Source organism: Methylobacterium gnaphalii (assembly GCF_007992215.1).
Lineage (GTDB): Bacteria > Pseudomonadota > Alphaproteobacteria > Rhizobiales > Beijerinckiaceae > Methylobacterium > Methylobacterium gnaphalii.
The window spans coordinates 177,717-190,484 of the sequence record NZ_BJZV01000001.1 but is presented as its reverse complement, the minus strand read 5'-3'; the positions used below and the strand labels follow the sequence as shown (position 1 = coordinate 190,484).

The following is a 12,768-nucleotide window of genomic DNA, read 5'->3' as shown; positions in this document are numbered from 1 at the left end:
AAATTCGGTCAGGCCATATACCCGACACGCCCGCCCAAGCAATGTTTCAAAGTGTAACGAGAATTTTCCCGAACACCTTCCGCGATTCCAGCCTTTCGAGCCCTTGCGTGAAGTCTGCGAGCGGCAGAACCGTATCGACGACCGGTGTCAGGCCGTGTGCCATCTTATCGAGCGATTGCCGGATATTCTCGATGCGGCAGCCGAACGAGCCGGTGATGCGATATTGCTGCTGGAACAGCTGCATCAGGTTCATCGTCGTTGACGGGCCGGAGGTCGAGCCGCAGGTCACGAGCCGCCCTCCCCGCTTCAGGCAGAGTAGCGAGCCGTTCCAGGTGTCGGCGCCAACATGCTCGAATACGACGTCGACGCCCTTGCGTTTCGTCAGCCGCCGCACCTCGCCCTCGAAGCGCTCTTCGCGGTAGTTCACGACGAAATCGGCCCCAAGCGCCTTCGCCTTCTCGCCTTTCTCGTCGTCTCCGACGGTCGTGTACACGGTGCAGCCGATCGCCTTGGCCATCTTGATCGCCGTGGTGCCGATGCCCGAGCCGCCGGCATGGACCAGGATGCTCTCACCGGGCTCCAGCCGCGCGTTGTCGAACAGCATGTGCTGAACGGTCCCGAAGGCGATGCCGGCGCAGGCCGCCTGGACGTGATCGACGCCCGCCGGCACCTTCACGCAGAGGCGCGCCGGGATGTTGATCAGCTCGCGTGAAAACCCGTCAATGTGGAAGCCGTAGACGCCGCCGACATCCTCGCAGAGGTTGTCACGGCCCTCCTGACAGGCCTTGCACTTGCCGCAGGTGAGGGCGCCGTAGAGCGCGACGGGATCGCCGACCTTCAGGCCCTCGACGCCGTCGCCGAGGGCAGCAACCTCGCCTGCGCCCTCGGCGCCGACGGTGAGCGGCAGCCGGCGCTTGGCAAAGGCCATTCCGCGAAAACCCCAGACATCGATGAAGTTCAGACCGACCGCGCGCACCCGCACCTGAACCTCGCCAGGAGAGGGCGGAGGGGGGGCGTCGATCTCGACGAGGCGCAGATCACGATCGCCGAAGAGCTGGAGGGCTTTCATCAAACTCGTCTCGCATTACGCGTCGGCGAGTAGCCAGCCTCCTTCCAGCGACTTCATTTCTGAGCCGCCAGCAACGCGGTACCGCGAAGGAGGGGTCCAGCACCCCGTACGCTTCCTGGAAGCCTCGCGTGAGGCCCTGTGTCCGCCGCTTCGTCCTAATAGACACGAGCCGTGAACGAGCGGGTCTTATGGGTCTAAAGGCTCGCCGGCTCAATCCGGCGAAAGATACCGCCGCCGCGCCCAGCCAACCGCAGGGCCGAACTTCACACGGCACCACGTGTTCCCGCTCGGCGTCTCCTTGGTGCAGCCGAAACCGAGGAGCCGGCGGCCGACAGGAATGGTCTCGACAGGCGCAGCATCCGCATCCGGCGCCTCACGGATCGTCAGGGAGCCACCCGACGGCAGGCCGGAGACCCGGAACGGTTCCGGCTCCGCAAGCGCGGCACCGCTCCCCAGGAGCAGCGTGGCGGCGGAGAGGGGGAGGACGCGGCGCATCGACATAAACCGCCGTCAGTTGCGATGGACGCCCATCATCGCGGTGAGCCCGCCATCGACGGGCAGCACGGCGCCGGTGATGTAGGCGGCCGGCTCGCTCATCAGGAAGGCGGCGAGCGCGGCAACTTCGTCGGGCCTTGCGAAGCGGCCGGCCGGGATCTGGCGCTCCATGGTGTCGCGATAGGCGGCGTAGGAGGACAGCATGCCGGTGTCGATGAAGCCGGGGGCGAGCACGTTCACCGTGACGCCGCGCTTGGCCGATTCGATGGCGAGCGTGCGGCAATAGGCGATCATCGCCCCCTTGGTGGCGGCGTAGGCGGCGTTCCCGGTATTGCCCTGCAGGGCCGCGACGGAGCCCACGGCGACGACCCGGCCCGTGCGCGCGCGGATCATGTTCCGCACGAGCACCTTCGCGATCCGGGTCAGCGACCAGAAGTTCACCTGCATCGCCACGTCCGACCGGTCCCGGTCGAGCATCACGGCCAGCGCATCGGCGGGTTGGCCGGCATTGTGGACGTAGCCGTAGAAGGCCGTGTCCTCGATCGCCCCGCAGAAGGCCTCGACCGCGTCGCGGTCGGCGAGATCGAGCCGGTGCGGCTCGAAGGCCGCGCCCGGATGCGCCGCGCCGAGTTCGGCGGCGAGCGCCTCGGCCTCGTCGGGCTTGGAGCGGTAGGTGAAGCTGACGGAATAGCCCGCGGCGGCAAGCGTGCGCACCATCGCGGTGCCGAGCCCGCCGGCGCCGCCGACGACGAGGATGCGTCTCGGCTCGCTCATGCCGGCTCGTCCGCGAACACGAGGCAGGTGTTCTGGCCGCCGAAGCCGAAGGAGTTCGACAGCACCCGCGAGACCCGCGCGTCACGCGCCGTCGAGACCACGTCAAGGGTCAGCGAGGGGTCGGGCATGAGGTGGTTGATGGTCGGCGGGATGCGGCCGTGCTGGATGGTGAGCAGCGAGACCACCGCCTCAATGGCGCCGGCCGCGGTCAGCGTGTGTCCGATCATCGACTTGTTCGACGAGATCGGCAGCGAGGCGATGCGCTCGCCGAACACGGCGGTGCAGCCCATCGCCTCCATCTTGTCGTTCTCCGGCGTCGAGGTGCCGTGCGCGTTGATCGTGTCGATGGCCTCCGGCGCCGTGTCGGCGTCGTCGAGCGCGGCGCGGATCGCGGCGATGATCGGCTCGCCATTGGGGCTGGAGCGGGTGCGGTGGAAGCCGTCGCCCTTCTCGCCGCAGCCGAGCACGTAGCCGAGGATCCTGGCGCCGCGGGCGCGGGCGGCCTCGGCATCCTCCAGCACCAGGGCGGCGGCGCCCTCGCCCATGACGAAGCCGTCGCGGTTCTTCGAGAAGGGCTTCGAGGCGGTCTCGGGGGTCTCGTTCTGGGTCGAGAGGGCCGAGAGCAGCGAGAAGCGGATCAGCGATTCCGGGTTCACCGAGCCGTCGGTGCCGATGCAGAGCGCGGCCTTCATCTCGCCGCGCCGGATCGCCTCGACGCCGAGTTGGATCGCGGTGGCGCCCGACGAGCAGGCGGTGGAGAGGGAGATCGGCGAGCCCCTGGTGCCGAACCGGTCCGAGATGCGGTCGGCCACGGTGCCGAAGATGAAGAGGTCGTGCCAGGCATCGAAGCGCCGGCTGGCCGCCGCCTTGAGCAGGCTGCGATAGGTGATGTCCTCGTTGTCGCCCGACGCCTCGGCCAGCGCCTGGCGCTGCGGCCATTCGAGCTCCACCGGCGGCACCGCGATGAAGAGCGCGCCCGGGAAATCGTCGCCGATGCCGGACTGCGTCACGGCCTCTTCGGCGGCCACTTCGGCGAAGCGCTCGGAGAGCAGCGGCGCGCAGAGCGGATCGGTCTCGAAAGCGTCGACCGTGCCCGCGATCGAGGTGCGCAGGCCGTCGATGGGAAAGCGCGAGATCGTGCGGATGCCCGAGCGGCCCTCCGTCAGGGCCTGCCAGGTATCGGTCGCGCCGCAGCCGAGGGAGCTGACGATGCCGAGCCCCGTCACGGCGACGAGCGGGCGGCCCTTGGCGTCACGGGTGGAAGAAGCACTCATGAGACCGCCTTAGCGCAAGTTTTCGCAGGGTGCACGATCAGGCGGTGACAACCCGGATGACGCCCTCGCCGCTGCGATGGCCGACGGAGGTGATCGCCACCTCGCGCGCCTTGCCGGCCGCGCAGAGCGCGGCCGCGATCGCCGTGCCGAAGGACGGCACCGCCTCGATCGGGTGGCCGATCACGTCGCCGGTGGCGCGGATGCGCGTGTCGGGCAGAGCCGCCTTCAGGCCCTGCGCCTCCTCCTCCGTGAGGCTGGCGACGCCGGTAGCGCCGGACAGGACCACGTCGGGCCGCTCGACGCCCGCCTCGCGCAGCAGGCGCGGCAGGGCTTCGGCCACGGAGCCGGGCTTGCGACGGACGCGATCATTGGCGATCGCATCGATGACCGCGAAGGGCCTGGCGCCGCGCTCGGCCGCGCGCTCGGCGGTCTCCAGCAGCAGGAAGGCCGCGCCGCTTCCGAGGATGAACCCGCCATTCCCCTCGCCGCCGCGGGAGAAGACCGGGCGGTAATCGGGCTTCTGGAGGAAGCCGCCCATCTCGTGGACGAGCAGCACGTCGGCGCGCTCGGCATTGTAGGAGCCGCCGACCAGCATGGCGTCGTCCTGGCCCGAGGCGATGCGGGCATGGGCGATGCGCAGCGCGTCGACGCCGGCCGATTCCTCGCCCATGAAGGTGCGCGAGGCCCCGGTCACGCCGTGGACGATGGCGATGTTGCCGGCGAGCAGGTTCGAGAGCTGCGCGAGGAAGAGCGTCGGACGCAGGTCGTTCTGCAGGTGCTCGTTGAGATAGGCGCCCGGGTTCTCGGCATCGCGCAGGCCCGTGAGGATCGCGCCGTCGACGGCATAGTCGCGCTCGCCGCCGCCCGAGGCGACGATGAGGTGGAGCGCGGCCTTGCGCGCCGCATCCTCTTTCAGCCCAGCCGAATCGAGGGCGAGGCCGGCGGCGTAGACGCCGAGGCGCTGCCAGCCCTCCATCTGGCGCTGATCCGACTTCTTCGGGATCTGCGTGTCGAGGGCCACCGGCGCGACCGGATGGACCGGATAGGGCGCGTAGGTCTCGGCATCGGTGCGCGGCGCCTCGCCGGCCTCGTAGGCGGCGAGATGCGCCTCGATGCCCTCACCGGCACAGGAGACGAGGCCGATGCCTGTGATGACGACGTCGCGCGCGCTCATGCAGCCGTCCCGTCGAGCAGCCCGATCTTCTTGGCCCGCTCGCGCATCGGCGCGTCGAGACCGTCGGGGAACGGCATGGTGCGGAAGCGCAGTTCCGCGTCGCAGAGCGCTTTCCCCTCGTGGCGGATGGAGGCTTTGGTCACGGCATAGCCGGAGCCGTCATGCTCCAGGCTCGCCGTGATCGCGAGCCGGGCGCCGGGGCCGACGAAGGAGCGGAAGCGCGCCTTGTCCACCGCCATCAGGAACGGCATCTGCCCGAAATCGAGATGGGCGAGGACGAGATAGCCCGAGGCCTGGGCCATGGTCTCGGTCAGGAGCACGCCGGGCACCAGCGGATGACCCGGAAAGTGGCCCTCGAAGACGGGGCTCGCTTCCGGCACGAGTGCGAGGCACTCGATCTGCCCGGCGGCGCGGTCGAGCCGCACCACCTGGTCGATCATCTCGAAATATTCGAGCCGCATGATGTGGGGCTCTGAGCTGTCAGACTTTCGCAGCCTTCTCGGCCACCAGCGCATCGATCCGCGCGCAGAGGTTCTTCAGCACGAAGTACTCCTCGGCCGGAACCTTGCCCTCGTTGACCTCCTGGGTCCAGCGCTCGAGTGGCAGCTTGATGCCGAAGGCCTTGTCGACGGCGAAGGCGATGTCGAGGAAGGCGAGCGAGTCGATGCCGAGATCGTCGATCGCGTGGCTCTCCGGCGTGATCTTCTCGCGCGGGATATCGGCGGTGTCGGCGATGATGTCCGCGACGCGGTCAAAGGTAGCGGTGTCGGTGGACATGCGTGGCTCGCCGCTTTCTCGTGTCTCGACCCGTCGATCCGGGAGATCCCGCCGGTTCTCGATAGCCCTGGCCGGGAACGCGACCCCTTACACGAAGCCAGGGAGCACGGGCAACCTTGACGAGGCCGGGGAGATTCCGGGCATCGAGAGCGCGCATCGATGCGCTGGTGGCCGAGTCGGCTTGATCCCATCTCGGCGGCGCTCATTCGCGGCTCGGCAGGAGGCCCGGACACGCGGCCGATCCGGGTTTGCCAGCCGCTCACCGTCTCGCGACGTCAGGAGAAACGCGCTCCCCGGATGCGGCGCCGGATGTAGCCGTCGATCGAGAGCGGCCCGGCGCCTCCCATGACCAGAGCCGCAAGGCCGGCGAGGTAGAGCAGATCGGTCTCGTAGCCGGGCTGGCCGAAGGTTGCCCCGGCTGCCGTCACGGCCTGGAGCTTGATCGAGCTGAAGCCGTAGGGAAGGTGCACGGTGAAGATGGCGACGAGCAGCACGATCGCCATCGGGATGCTGACGAGCGGGACGAGGGCTCCGAGCAGGATGGCCAGCCCGCCGAAGATTTCGACCAGGATGGTCAGCCAGCCGAGGAGATGGGGCATGGGAAGCCCCATGGCCTGCACGATGGCTGGAAAGGCGTCATAGCCCCGAGCCGCCTTGGCGAGGCCGTGCGCCAGGAAGCCATACCCGACGATGAGGCGCAGCGGCACGGGGGCCCAGCGAAGGAGGACGGCGCGAGGTTCGAGAAGCGCGGCGAGGAAGTTCGACACGGTATCGGTCCTTCTTGTGTTTTCAGAGGGGGGTGGCGAGCGCGCACGCCGTCTCGGGCGCGCGCCATCGAGCGCACGCGGAGGCGATGCGGTGAGATGTTCGGCCCCGCTTGCGGGCGGGCGTGGCCGCCCGGCGGTCAGGTGTCGCCGGCTTCCCGGCGCCGGATCTCTCGGACCAGCGGATGCAGCACTTCCGGATCGGCCGCGGCGACGAGGCTGTAGCCCAATCCCTTCTGGACCCAGGCGCAGCCGGCGATCGCGCCGTAGATGTGATCCACCATCGGCACGTCGCCGCCGTCGCCGTAGGACCGGATCAGCATGACCACGCGCGTTCCCTGCCTGTCGTCATACATCAGCATGCCGGCCGGGCCGTGGGCGGTGGCGACGAGGCGACCGCCGAGCAGATGGTAGCCCGCCTTGCTGAGATCAGGCACGCTGACGGGCCGCTTCAGCCGGTCGGAGAACCATTGCGTGATCTCGTCGCGATCGGTCGCAGCGAGTTCGATGGGCCGCGAGCGGTCGGGCGCGTAGACGACGTAGTTCGCCTTGGCCTCCTGCGCGAGAGCGGAGATGCCAGATGCGCCCTCCTGCATGGAGCCCCGGGCGACCCAGCCGCCGAGACCGCCGACGGTCATGAGAAGGGCCGCCGCCATCGCCTGCCAGACCGGCACGCGCGGCCGGCGCCGTGCGGCGACGAGGCGGGCGAGATCGAGTTGCGGCGGCACCGGCTCTGCCGCGATCGGAGCGAATGCGTCGCGCAGATCGCTACCGAGCGTCATCAACCGGCCGACGCGGGCCCGTGCCCCAGGATTATCGGCAAGGTAGGCCTCGACTTCGGCGCGGCGATCCGGATCCAGCCGATCATCGACGAAGGCCTGAAGATCGTTCTCGCTGATGGGACGCTCGTTCATTTCAGCCTCCTCAGGATCGGGCGCTGGGCCACGGCCTCGCCGTCCATGAGCTGGATCATTCGATCCCGCGCCCGGGACAGGCGCGACATCACCGTGCCGGTTGGAATGCCGAGCACCTCCGCCGTCTCGGCATAGGACAGGCCTTCCACGGTCACGAGGAGCAGCACGCTGCGCTGATCCTCGTGCAGGGCGTCGAGCGCCCGAACCAGGTCGCGGTGCTGAAGGCCGGCCTCCTGACGAGGAGGCATGGCGAGGACCGCTTCCCCGGCATCGTCGATCGGCAGGTGCGCGCCGCCACGGCGACGCTGCTGCCGGAGACGGCTGATGGCGAGGTTGTGCACGATGGCGAAGAGCCACGACCTCACGCTGCTGTCGTCCCGGCGCTGGTGCCAGCGGGTGATCGCCAGCTCCAGCGTATCCTGCACGAGATCATCGGCATCCGACCGATCCCGCAGCAGCGATACGGCGTAGCGCCGGAGGGCCGGGATCAGCGGCGTCACGAGAAGCATCATCTGCTGCATCGCGCGCCTCCCCGCCTCGCCCCAAGCGCCATGCTCTGCCGGGATCTCATCGAACCGTGCCTCTTCATGCGAGGCCAGACGCCGCCTTTCGGCGATTATTCCGTCAGCCTCGCATAAAATTCGACCGAGGGCTCAAGGCCGATACCGGGTGTATTCAGAGGCTGGCCGATTGGCGCGCCGCCGCTGAGTATAGCCGAGGGAGGGATCGCCGATCGAATACGGCTCCGCGCTCTCGCCTCGCTGCTGGTCGACGAGCCGGGGATCGTGAAGCGCGGCGCGAAGAGCAGAATCACCTTCGCCTGTGTCGGCACGTGCGGCGGAAAGTACAGGCAAGCTCATAGCCACCGCCATGGCCACAACACGCAAGGTTTGATGGATCGAATATTCTGGCATGACGCTTTCCATTCCCCGCTTCGCTGCATGACTTCATTGGACAGCGAGGAGAAGACGCCAGCCGATGGCGGTTATTCCGCCCTCGATGCGATTTTTAACAGCAGCCAAAGGACGAGGCCGTCTTTAGCAATCCGCTGCGGCGCACGCCCTGATCGACCGCCCCCGTCGAGGGACGTCGCCGCGAATGAGACGCGCTTCCACTGAGCGCACCTTGCTGGACCTCGCCGCGATGGAATGGCCGCTTTCAGGAAACGCGCTGCCGAACGCGCACGACGAGATCGGGCCGAAGCCAGACGGTACCCGGCATCGGGTTTCCGACCCTATATGCAGGGGATCGGGCGGGACCAGGGGTGGAGCGGACCATGCACTCAGACGAGCAGTCCGGGACGCATGCCTTCACGGCGCGAGAGGACGACCGCGCCCAGGTCGCTGCGCGGATCGCGCTGGCTGCCGCGCTGGTGGGGCTCGGGCTCTACATCCTCTCGGACTTTCTGCGCGCCCTGGTCTGGGCGGTGGTGCTCGCGATCGCGCTGTGGCCGCTCTACGTGAAGGCCGAGCGGCGCTTCCCGCCGGGCCGGCACAACATCCTGTGGCCGAGCCTGTTCACGGCCGTGGTCGCGCTCGCCTTCCTGATCCCCGTCGTGCTGCTCGCCGTCGAGGCCGTGGGCGAGGCGCGCGAACTGCTCGGCTATGCCAAGGCGGCCGAGGAATCCGGCATCCCGGTTCCGGCCATCGTGGCGAAGCTGCCCTTCGGCGCACCGCAGGTGACCGATTGGTGGAACGCCAACCTCGCCCATGCCGGCTGGGCGAAGGAGATGCTGGGTCACGTCAACACCGCCTCGAACCGCGAGGTGACCAAGACCGTCGGCGCCAATCTCGCCCACCGGGTCGTGCTGTTCGGCTTCGCGCTGCTGACGCTGTTCTTCCTGTTCCGCGACGGCCGCACCGTGGTCGCCCAGAGCCTCACCGCCAGCCACCGCCTGTTCGGCCCGCGCGGCGAGCGGGTGGCGCGGCAGATGGTGGCCTCCGTCCACGGCACCGTCGACGGCCTCGTCCTCGTCGGCATCGGCGAGGGCATCCTGCTCGGCATCGTCTACTGGTTCGCGGGCGTGCCGCATCCGATCCTGTTCGGCGCGGTGACGGCGGTGGCCGCGATGATCCCCTTCGGCGCGCCGGTCGCCTTCGGGCTCGCGGCCCTGCTGCTCGTGGGCAATGGCAGCGTCGTGCCGGCGCTCGTCGTGGCTGCCGCCGGCCTCGTCGTCACCTTCGTGGCCGACCATTTCGTGCGGCCGGCGCTCATCGGCGGCACGACGCGGCTGCCCTTCGTCTGGGTGCTGCTCGGCATCCTCGGCGGCGTCGAGACCTTCGGGCTGCTCGGCCTGTTCGTCGGGCCGGCGGTGATGGCGGCGCTGATCCTGCTGTGGCGGGAATTCACCGAGGCGCGCCCGGCCGAGACCCAAGCATTGCCATGAGGCGGGCGCCGCCGCGGCACACACTCCCCTCGAAGGAACCATCCCCATGAGATCGACCGCACCCGTGCTTGCCCTCACCCTGGTCGCCTCGGCCGCCGCCGCGCAGACGGCACCTCCGATCGGTGCGCCCGGCGACGTCCCCGTCCTCACCACGACGGCCACGGGCGTACAGGTCTACGAGTGCAAGGCCGGGCCGGCGGGATCGCTCGAATGGGCATTCAAGGAGCCGCGCGCCGACCTCTTCGTGGGCCGGGAAAAGGTGATCCGCCACTTCGCAGGACCGTCCTGGGAGCACAGCGACGGCAGCCGGATCGTCGGCAAGGTGTCCGCCAAGCAGGATGCCCCGGCAGCGGCCGACATCCCCTGGCTGCGCCTCGCCGTCGCCTCCCGCGCCGGCAGCGGCGTGCTGAGCGAGGCCACGGCAGTCCTGCGCATCGACACCCACGGCGGCGTCAAATCCGGCGCGTGCGATCAGGCGGGCGCCGTGTCGGAGGTCCCTTACACGGCCACCTACGCCTTCGTGCGGGCGGCCAAGTAGGCCGCAGCGGAACGCCGACGAGGCGGACCCAGCCTGCCGGGCATGGCGCGGCGGCAGTCGTGGGCAGGACGAAACGCCGCGCGGGGACGAAAGTCGGTGGATGAGCCTGCACAGCCGTTGCACGATGCCGCGCGCGGGTTTCACACTCGCAGGTCAGCCGAAGCGGCGGGGCAACCCGATGGTTGTGCCGGCCGTTCGCTGGAGGACGCACCGTTCTCGTCGGCGTGAGGAGCCGGTCATGGCGACGCTGAAGGAATTCGAGGAAGCCCTGCGCGAGCAGGGCATGCACATGGCACTGGCCCTGCTGCAGCGCCTGCGCGAGCGCGACCGCGCCAGCCGGTCCGTGCGCCCGGCACGCCGCCTCACCGGGCAGAAGATGACGCCCGATCTGGCCCGCGCGATCCTCGAACTCCATGCCTCCACCGGCATGACCCAGCAGGAGATCGCCTTCAAGGTCGGGGTCAACCAGGGCCGGGTCAACGAGGTGATCAAGCACGGCAAGTGGCTGACCGACGACCCGCAGGCGCCCGAGGCCGTCGCCCGCGACAAGGCCAAGGCGCGGATGCGGTCGGAGCCGAAGGCACGGCGGCCGAAGGCCGAGGCGAGGCTGCGCCCGGCGCGGGCCAAGAAGCCGACGCCGCAGGGCGAACTTCTGCTCGGCGAACCTTAGGCGTCAGGCCGCTCCCAGGCACTTCGCGATCTTGCCGAGCAGCCTCGGCAGGTCGACGGGCTTGGTGTCGAAGTCGTTGCAGCCGACCTCGATGCTGCGGGCCCGGTCGCTCGACAGGGCGTGCGCCGTCAGCGCGATGATTGGAATATGCGCGCTGCGCCCGTCGGCGCGGATCGCGGTGGTGGCCTCCCAGCCGTCCATGTCGCCGAGCGCCACATCCATCAGGATCAGGTCGGGCGCTTCGGCGACCGCCATGGCGACGCCCTTGGGGCCGTCCTCGGCGATGACCGTGGTGAAGCCCTGGCGCGTGAGGCGCCGGGACAGCATGTCGCTGTTCATCGGGTTGTCTTCGACGATCAGGATCTTCGACATCGCGTCCGATCTCCCATTCGTGTGAACGGCGTCAGGCCGCGAGCGCCCGCGGATAATCGGATTCCGCGGCAGCCGGAACCGGCCGCGGTTTCGTGGCGGCAGGCGGCGCGACCGGAAGGGTCAGGGTGAAGCGGCTGCCCCGGCCGAGTTCGCTCTCGACGGCGATGTCGCCGTGCATCAGGCGGCTGAGCTTGCGCGCCAGCGCCAACCCGAGCCCGGTGCCGCCATATTTCGTCGCGGTCTGCTCGTCGCTGTCGGCGAATTGCTCGAACAGTCGCGGCAGGTGCTCGGCCGCGATGCCGATGCCGGTATCCTGAACGGCGATCCGGACGACCTCGCCGCCGGGCCCGGCCACGCGTTCACCGGTCACGGTGACAGCGCCCTTCTCGGTGTACTTGATGGCGTTGTGCAGGATCTGCGACAGCGCGTTCTCGATCTTCATGCGGTCGCCGATGATCCGGTCGAGCGCCGGATCGAGGGCGACCGTGATCGTGTTGCCCCGCTCCATTGCGCTGGCGCGCAGGCCCTCCACCCGACCGTCGACGATCTCGGTGAGCGCGACGGTCTCGTTGAAGACCTCCATCCGGCCTGAATCGATCTTCGCGAGTTCGAGGATCTGGTTCACGAGCTTGAGGAGGTGCTGGCCGGCGCTCTGGATACGCTGCAGGTCAGCGAAATCCTCGTCCCGCTCGCCGTCCTCGGCCTCTTCCAGCAGCATCTGGCTGTAGCCGATGATCGCGTTGAGCGGCGTGCGCAGCTCATGGCTCATCTTGGCGACGAACTCGACCTTGGCGACGCTGGCCCGCTCGGACTGCAGGGCGGCCTGCTTCAGCGCCGAGGCGGTCGCCCGGTGGCTGCGCATCACGGCTTCGAGCTCCGCCTGCGAGGCGAGCGCCTTGGCGTAGTACAGGGCCATCATCGTCACGTAGATCGCGATCGCCGCCGTGGAGAGCAGGCCGAGCCGCTGCATCGCCACCGTGGAAATGCCGTGCGCCGGCGCATCGAACAGGTGATAGACCGCGTAGAATCCGACCGCGTTCACGCCGAGCAGCACGAGGATGGCGAGCCGCATCGCCCGGGAATCGCCGACATAGAAGAAGGCGAGCAGCGGGATGGTGATCATCCAGGTCAGGAAGGGCGAGGTCGCCCCGCCGTAGAAGTAGGTCACCCAGAGCACGCTGAAGGTCAGGTTCTGGATCGAGATCAGCGCCAGCAATTCGAGCCGCCCGAACCAGCGCAGCAGGAACGGGAACAGCCAGAACCCGCCGATCCCGAGCAGAAGCACGCCGATCTCGTAGCCCGGGTCCGGCTCCGCAAGGAAGAGAACCAGCGCGACGCCGTTCCCGAGGAAGGGCCCGAGAAGATGGCTCAAGAGAAAGAGCCGCGCCTGCTTCCGCTTCAACTTGTCGCCGACCATGCTCGGATGGAGAAACCAGTCGACGAACCGATCGAACCTCTCGAGCGTCGGGCTCCAAAACATGGAAGACTTTCCGAACTCTCGCCGATCCTGTCGCAGGCAGCCGACCAGAGCGAGATACGATCTGCGAAACTACCGAGACTG

At 68.8% G+C, this 12,768-nt stretch carries 16 protein-coding genes; 3 read left to right on the top strand and 13 right to left on the bottom strand.

Going from position 1 to position 12,768, the window contains the following annotated elements; all coding sequences use genetic code 11:
• Positions 1–46 precede the first annotated feature (46 nt).
• From MGN01_RS00830 to MGN01_RS00780, 11 genes are all read right to left on the bottom strand, one after another.
• On the bottom strand, positions 47–1,069 hold the full coding sequence (locus MGN01_RS00830; protein WP_147044673.1) for a zinc-binding dehydrogenase: 1,023 nt from the start codon (positions 1,067–1,069) through the stop codon (positions 47–49).
• A 210-nt stretch (positions 1,070–1,279) separates the two neighbouring features.
• Entirely contained in the window at positions 1,280–1,564 is a 285-nt protein-coding gene (locus MGN01_RS00825) for an SH3 domain-containing protein (protein WP_147044672.1), read from the bottom strand.
• 15 nt (positions 1,565–1,579) lie between these two features.
• Positions 1,580–2,338 carry an SDR family NAD(P)-dependent oxidoreductase gene (locus MGN01_RS00820; protein WP_147044671.1) on the bottom strand — a complete coding sequence of 253 codons (759 nt, stop codon included), beginning with the start codon at positions 2,336–2,338 and terminating at the stop codon, positions 1,580–1,582.
• Complete coding sequence (locus MGN01_RS00815) at positions 2,335–3,612, bottom strand: beta-ketoacyl-ACP synthase (RefSeq protein ID WP_147044670.1); 1,278 nt, start codon at positions 3,610–3,612, stop codon at positions 2,335–2,337. Before MGN01_RS00815 ends, MGN01_RS00820 begins: the two co-directional genes overlap by 4 nt.
• Positions 3,613–3,649: 37 nt before the next feature.
• Positions 3,650–4,786 carry a beta-ketoacyl-ACP synthase gene (locus MGN01_RS00810; RefSeq protein ID WP_147044669.1) on the bottom strand — a complete coding sequence of 379 codons (1,137 nt, stop codon included), beginning with the start codon at positions 4,784–4,786 and terminating at the stop codon, positions 3,650–3,652.
• A complete protein-coding gene (locus MGN01_RS00805) occupies positions 4,783–5,247 on the bottom strand; it encodes a 3-hydroxyacyl-ACP dehydratase FabZ family protein (protein WP_147044668.1) in 465 nt (154 codons plus the stop codon). Before MGN01_RS00805 ends, MGN01_RS00810 begins: the two co-directional genes overlap by 4 nt.
• 19 nt (positions 5,248–5,266) lie before the next feature.
• Entirely contained in the window at positions 5,267–5,563 is a 297-nt protein-coding gene (locus tag MGN01_RS00800; RefSeq protein WP_147044667.1) for an acyl carrier protein, read from the bottom strand.
• A 275-nt stretch (positions 5,564–5,838) separates the two neighbouring features.
• The gene (locus tag MGN01_RS00795) at positions 5,839–6,330 is read right to left on the bottom strand and encodes a DoxX family protein (RefSeq protein ID WP_147044666.1); all 492 of its coding nucleotides are present in this window, start codon (positions 6,328–6,330) and stop codon (positions 5,839–5,841) included.
• Positions 6,331–6,467: 137 nt separating this feature from the next.
• Entirely contained in the window at positions 6,468–7,241 is a 774-nt protein-coding gene (locus MGN01_RS00790) for an anti-sigma factor family protein (protein WP_147044665.1), read from the bottom strand.
• The gene (locus MGN01_RS00785) at positions 7,238–7,762 is read right to left on the bottom strand and encodes an RNA polymerase sigma factor (protein ID WP_147044664.1); all 525 of its coding nucleotides are present in this window, start codon (positions 7,760–7,762) and stop codon (positions 7,238–7,240) included. Before MGN01_RS00785 ends, MGN01_RS00790 begins: the two co-directional genes overlap by 4 nt.
• A 132-nt stretch (positions 7,763–7,894) precedes the next feature.
• On the bottom strand, positions 7,895–8,167 hold the full coding sequence (locus tag MGN01_RS00780; protein ID WP_147044663.1) for a hypothetical protein: 273 nt from the start codon (positions 8,165–8,167) through the stop codon (positions 7,895–7,897).
• 350 nt (positions 8,168–8,517) lie between these two features.
• Here MGN01_RS00780 and MGN01_RS00775 point away from each other — a divergent pair, with 350 nt between their 5' ends.
• From MGN01_RS00775 to MGN01_RS00765, 3 genes are all read left to right on the top strand, one after another.
• On the top strand, positions 8,518–9,627 hold the full coding sequence (locus MGN01_RS00775) for an AI-2E family transporter (protein WP_147044662.1): 1,110 nt from the start codon (positions 8,518–8,520) through the stop codon (positions 9,625–9,627).
• 46 nt (positions 9,628–9,673) lie between these two features.
• Positions 9,674–10,165, top strand: coding sequence for a DUF3455 domain-containing protein (locus tag MGN01_RS00770; protein ID WP_147044661.1), 492 nt, complete (start codon positions 9,674–9,676; stop codon positions 10,163–10,165).
• Positions 10,166–10,403: 238 nt separating this feature from the next.
• Positions 10,404–10,835, top strand: a complete 432-nt coding sequence (locus tag MGN01_RS00765) for an RNA polymerase subunit sigma-70 (RefSeq protein WP_147044660.1) — start codon at positions 10,404–10,406, stop codon at positions 10,833–10,835.
• 3 nt (positions 10,836–10,838) lie between these two features.
• Here MGN01_RS00765 and MGN01_RS00760 read toward each other — a convergent pair whose 3' ends face one another.
• Together MGN01_RS00760 and MGN01_RS00755 are read right to left on the bottom strand one after the other, a co-directional pair.
• Positions 10,839–11,207 carry a response regulator gene (locus MGN01_RS00760; protein WP_147044659.1) on the bottom strand — a complete coding sequence of 123 codons (369 nt, stop codon included), beginning with the start codon at positions 11,205–11,207 and terminating at the stop codon, positions 10,839–10,841.
• A gap of 31 nt (positions 11,208–11,238) precedes the next feature.
• Complete coding sequence (locus tag MGN01_RS00755; RefSeq protein ID WP_147044658.1) at positions 11,239–12,687, bottom strand: sensor histidine kinase; 1,449 nt, start codon at positions 12,685–12,687, stop codon at positions 11,239–11,241.
• Positions 12,688–12,768: the final 81 nt, after the last annotated feature.

Excerpts from the sequence above, each read along its gene's own strand:
- MGN01_RS00830 (WP_147044673.1), bottom strand. The coding sequence starts at position 1,069 with ATGAAAGCCCTCCAGCTCTTCGGCGATCGTGATCTGCGCCTCGTCGAG.
- MGN01_RS00825 (WP_147044672.1), bottom strand. The coding sequence starts at position 1,564 with ATGCGCCGCGTCCTCCCCCTCTCCGCCGCCACGCTGCTCCTGGGGAGC.
- MGN01_RS00820 (WP_147044671.1), bottom strand. The coding sequence starts at position 2,338 with ATGAGCGAGCCGAGACGCATCCTCGTCGTCGGCGGCGCCGGCGGGCTC.
- MGN01_RS00815 (WP_147044670.1), bottom strand. The coding sequence starts at position 3,612 with ATGAGTGCTTCTTCCACCCGTGACGCCAAGGGCCGCCCGCTCGTCGCC.
- MGN01_RS00810 (WP_147044669.1), bottom strand. The coding sequence starts at position 4,786 with ATGAGCGCGCGCGACGTCGTCATCACAGGCATCGGCCTCGTCTCCTGT.
- MGN01_RS00805 (WP_147044668.1), bottom strand. The coding sequence starts at position 5,247 with ATGCGGCTCGAATATTTCGAGATGATCGACCAGGTGGTGCGGCTCGAC.
- MGN01_RS00800 (WP_147044667.1), bottom strand. The coding sequence starts at position 5,563 with ATGTCCACCGACACCGCTACCTTTGACCGCGTCGCGGACATCATCGCC.
- MGN01_RS00790 (WP_147044665.1), bottom strand. The coding sequence starts at position 7,241 with ATGAACGAGCGTCCCATCAGCGAGAACGATCTTCAGGCCTTCGTCGAT.
- MGN01_RS00785 (WP_147044664.1), bottom strand. The coding sequence starts at position 7,762 with ATGCAGCAGATGATGCTTCTCGTGACGCCGCTGATCCCGGCCCTCCGG.
- MGN01_RS00780 (WP_147044663.1), bottom strand. The coding sequence starts at position 8,167 with ATGGAAAGCGTCATGCCAGAATATTCGATCCATCAAACCTTGCGTGTT.
- MGN01_RS00775 (WP_147044662.1), top strand. The coding sequence starts at position 8,518 with ATGCACTCAGACGAGCAGTCCGGGACGCATGCCTTCACGGCGCGAGAG.
- MGN01_RS00770 (WP_147044661.1), top strand. The coding sequence starts at position 9,674 with ATGAGATCGACCGCACCCGTGCTTGCCCTCACCCTGGTCGCCTCGGCC.
- MGN01_RS00765 (WP_147044660.1), top strand. The coding sequence starts at position 10,404 with ATGGCGACGCTGAAGGAATTCGAGGAAGCCCTGCGCGAGCAGGGCATG.
- MGN01_RS00760 (WP_147044659.1), bottom strand. The coding sequence starts at position 11,207 with ATGTCGAAGATCCTGATCGTCGAAGACAACCCGATGAACAGCGACATG.
- MGN01_RS00755 (WP_147044658.1), bottom strand. The coding sequence starts at position 12,687 with ATGTTTTGGAGCCCGACGCTCGAGAGGTTCGATCGGTTCGTCGACTGG.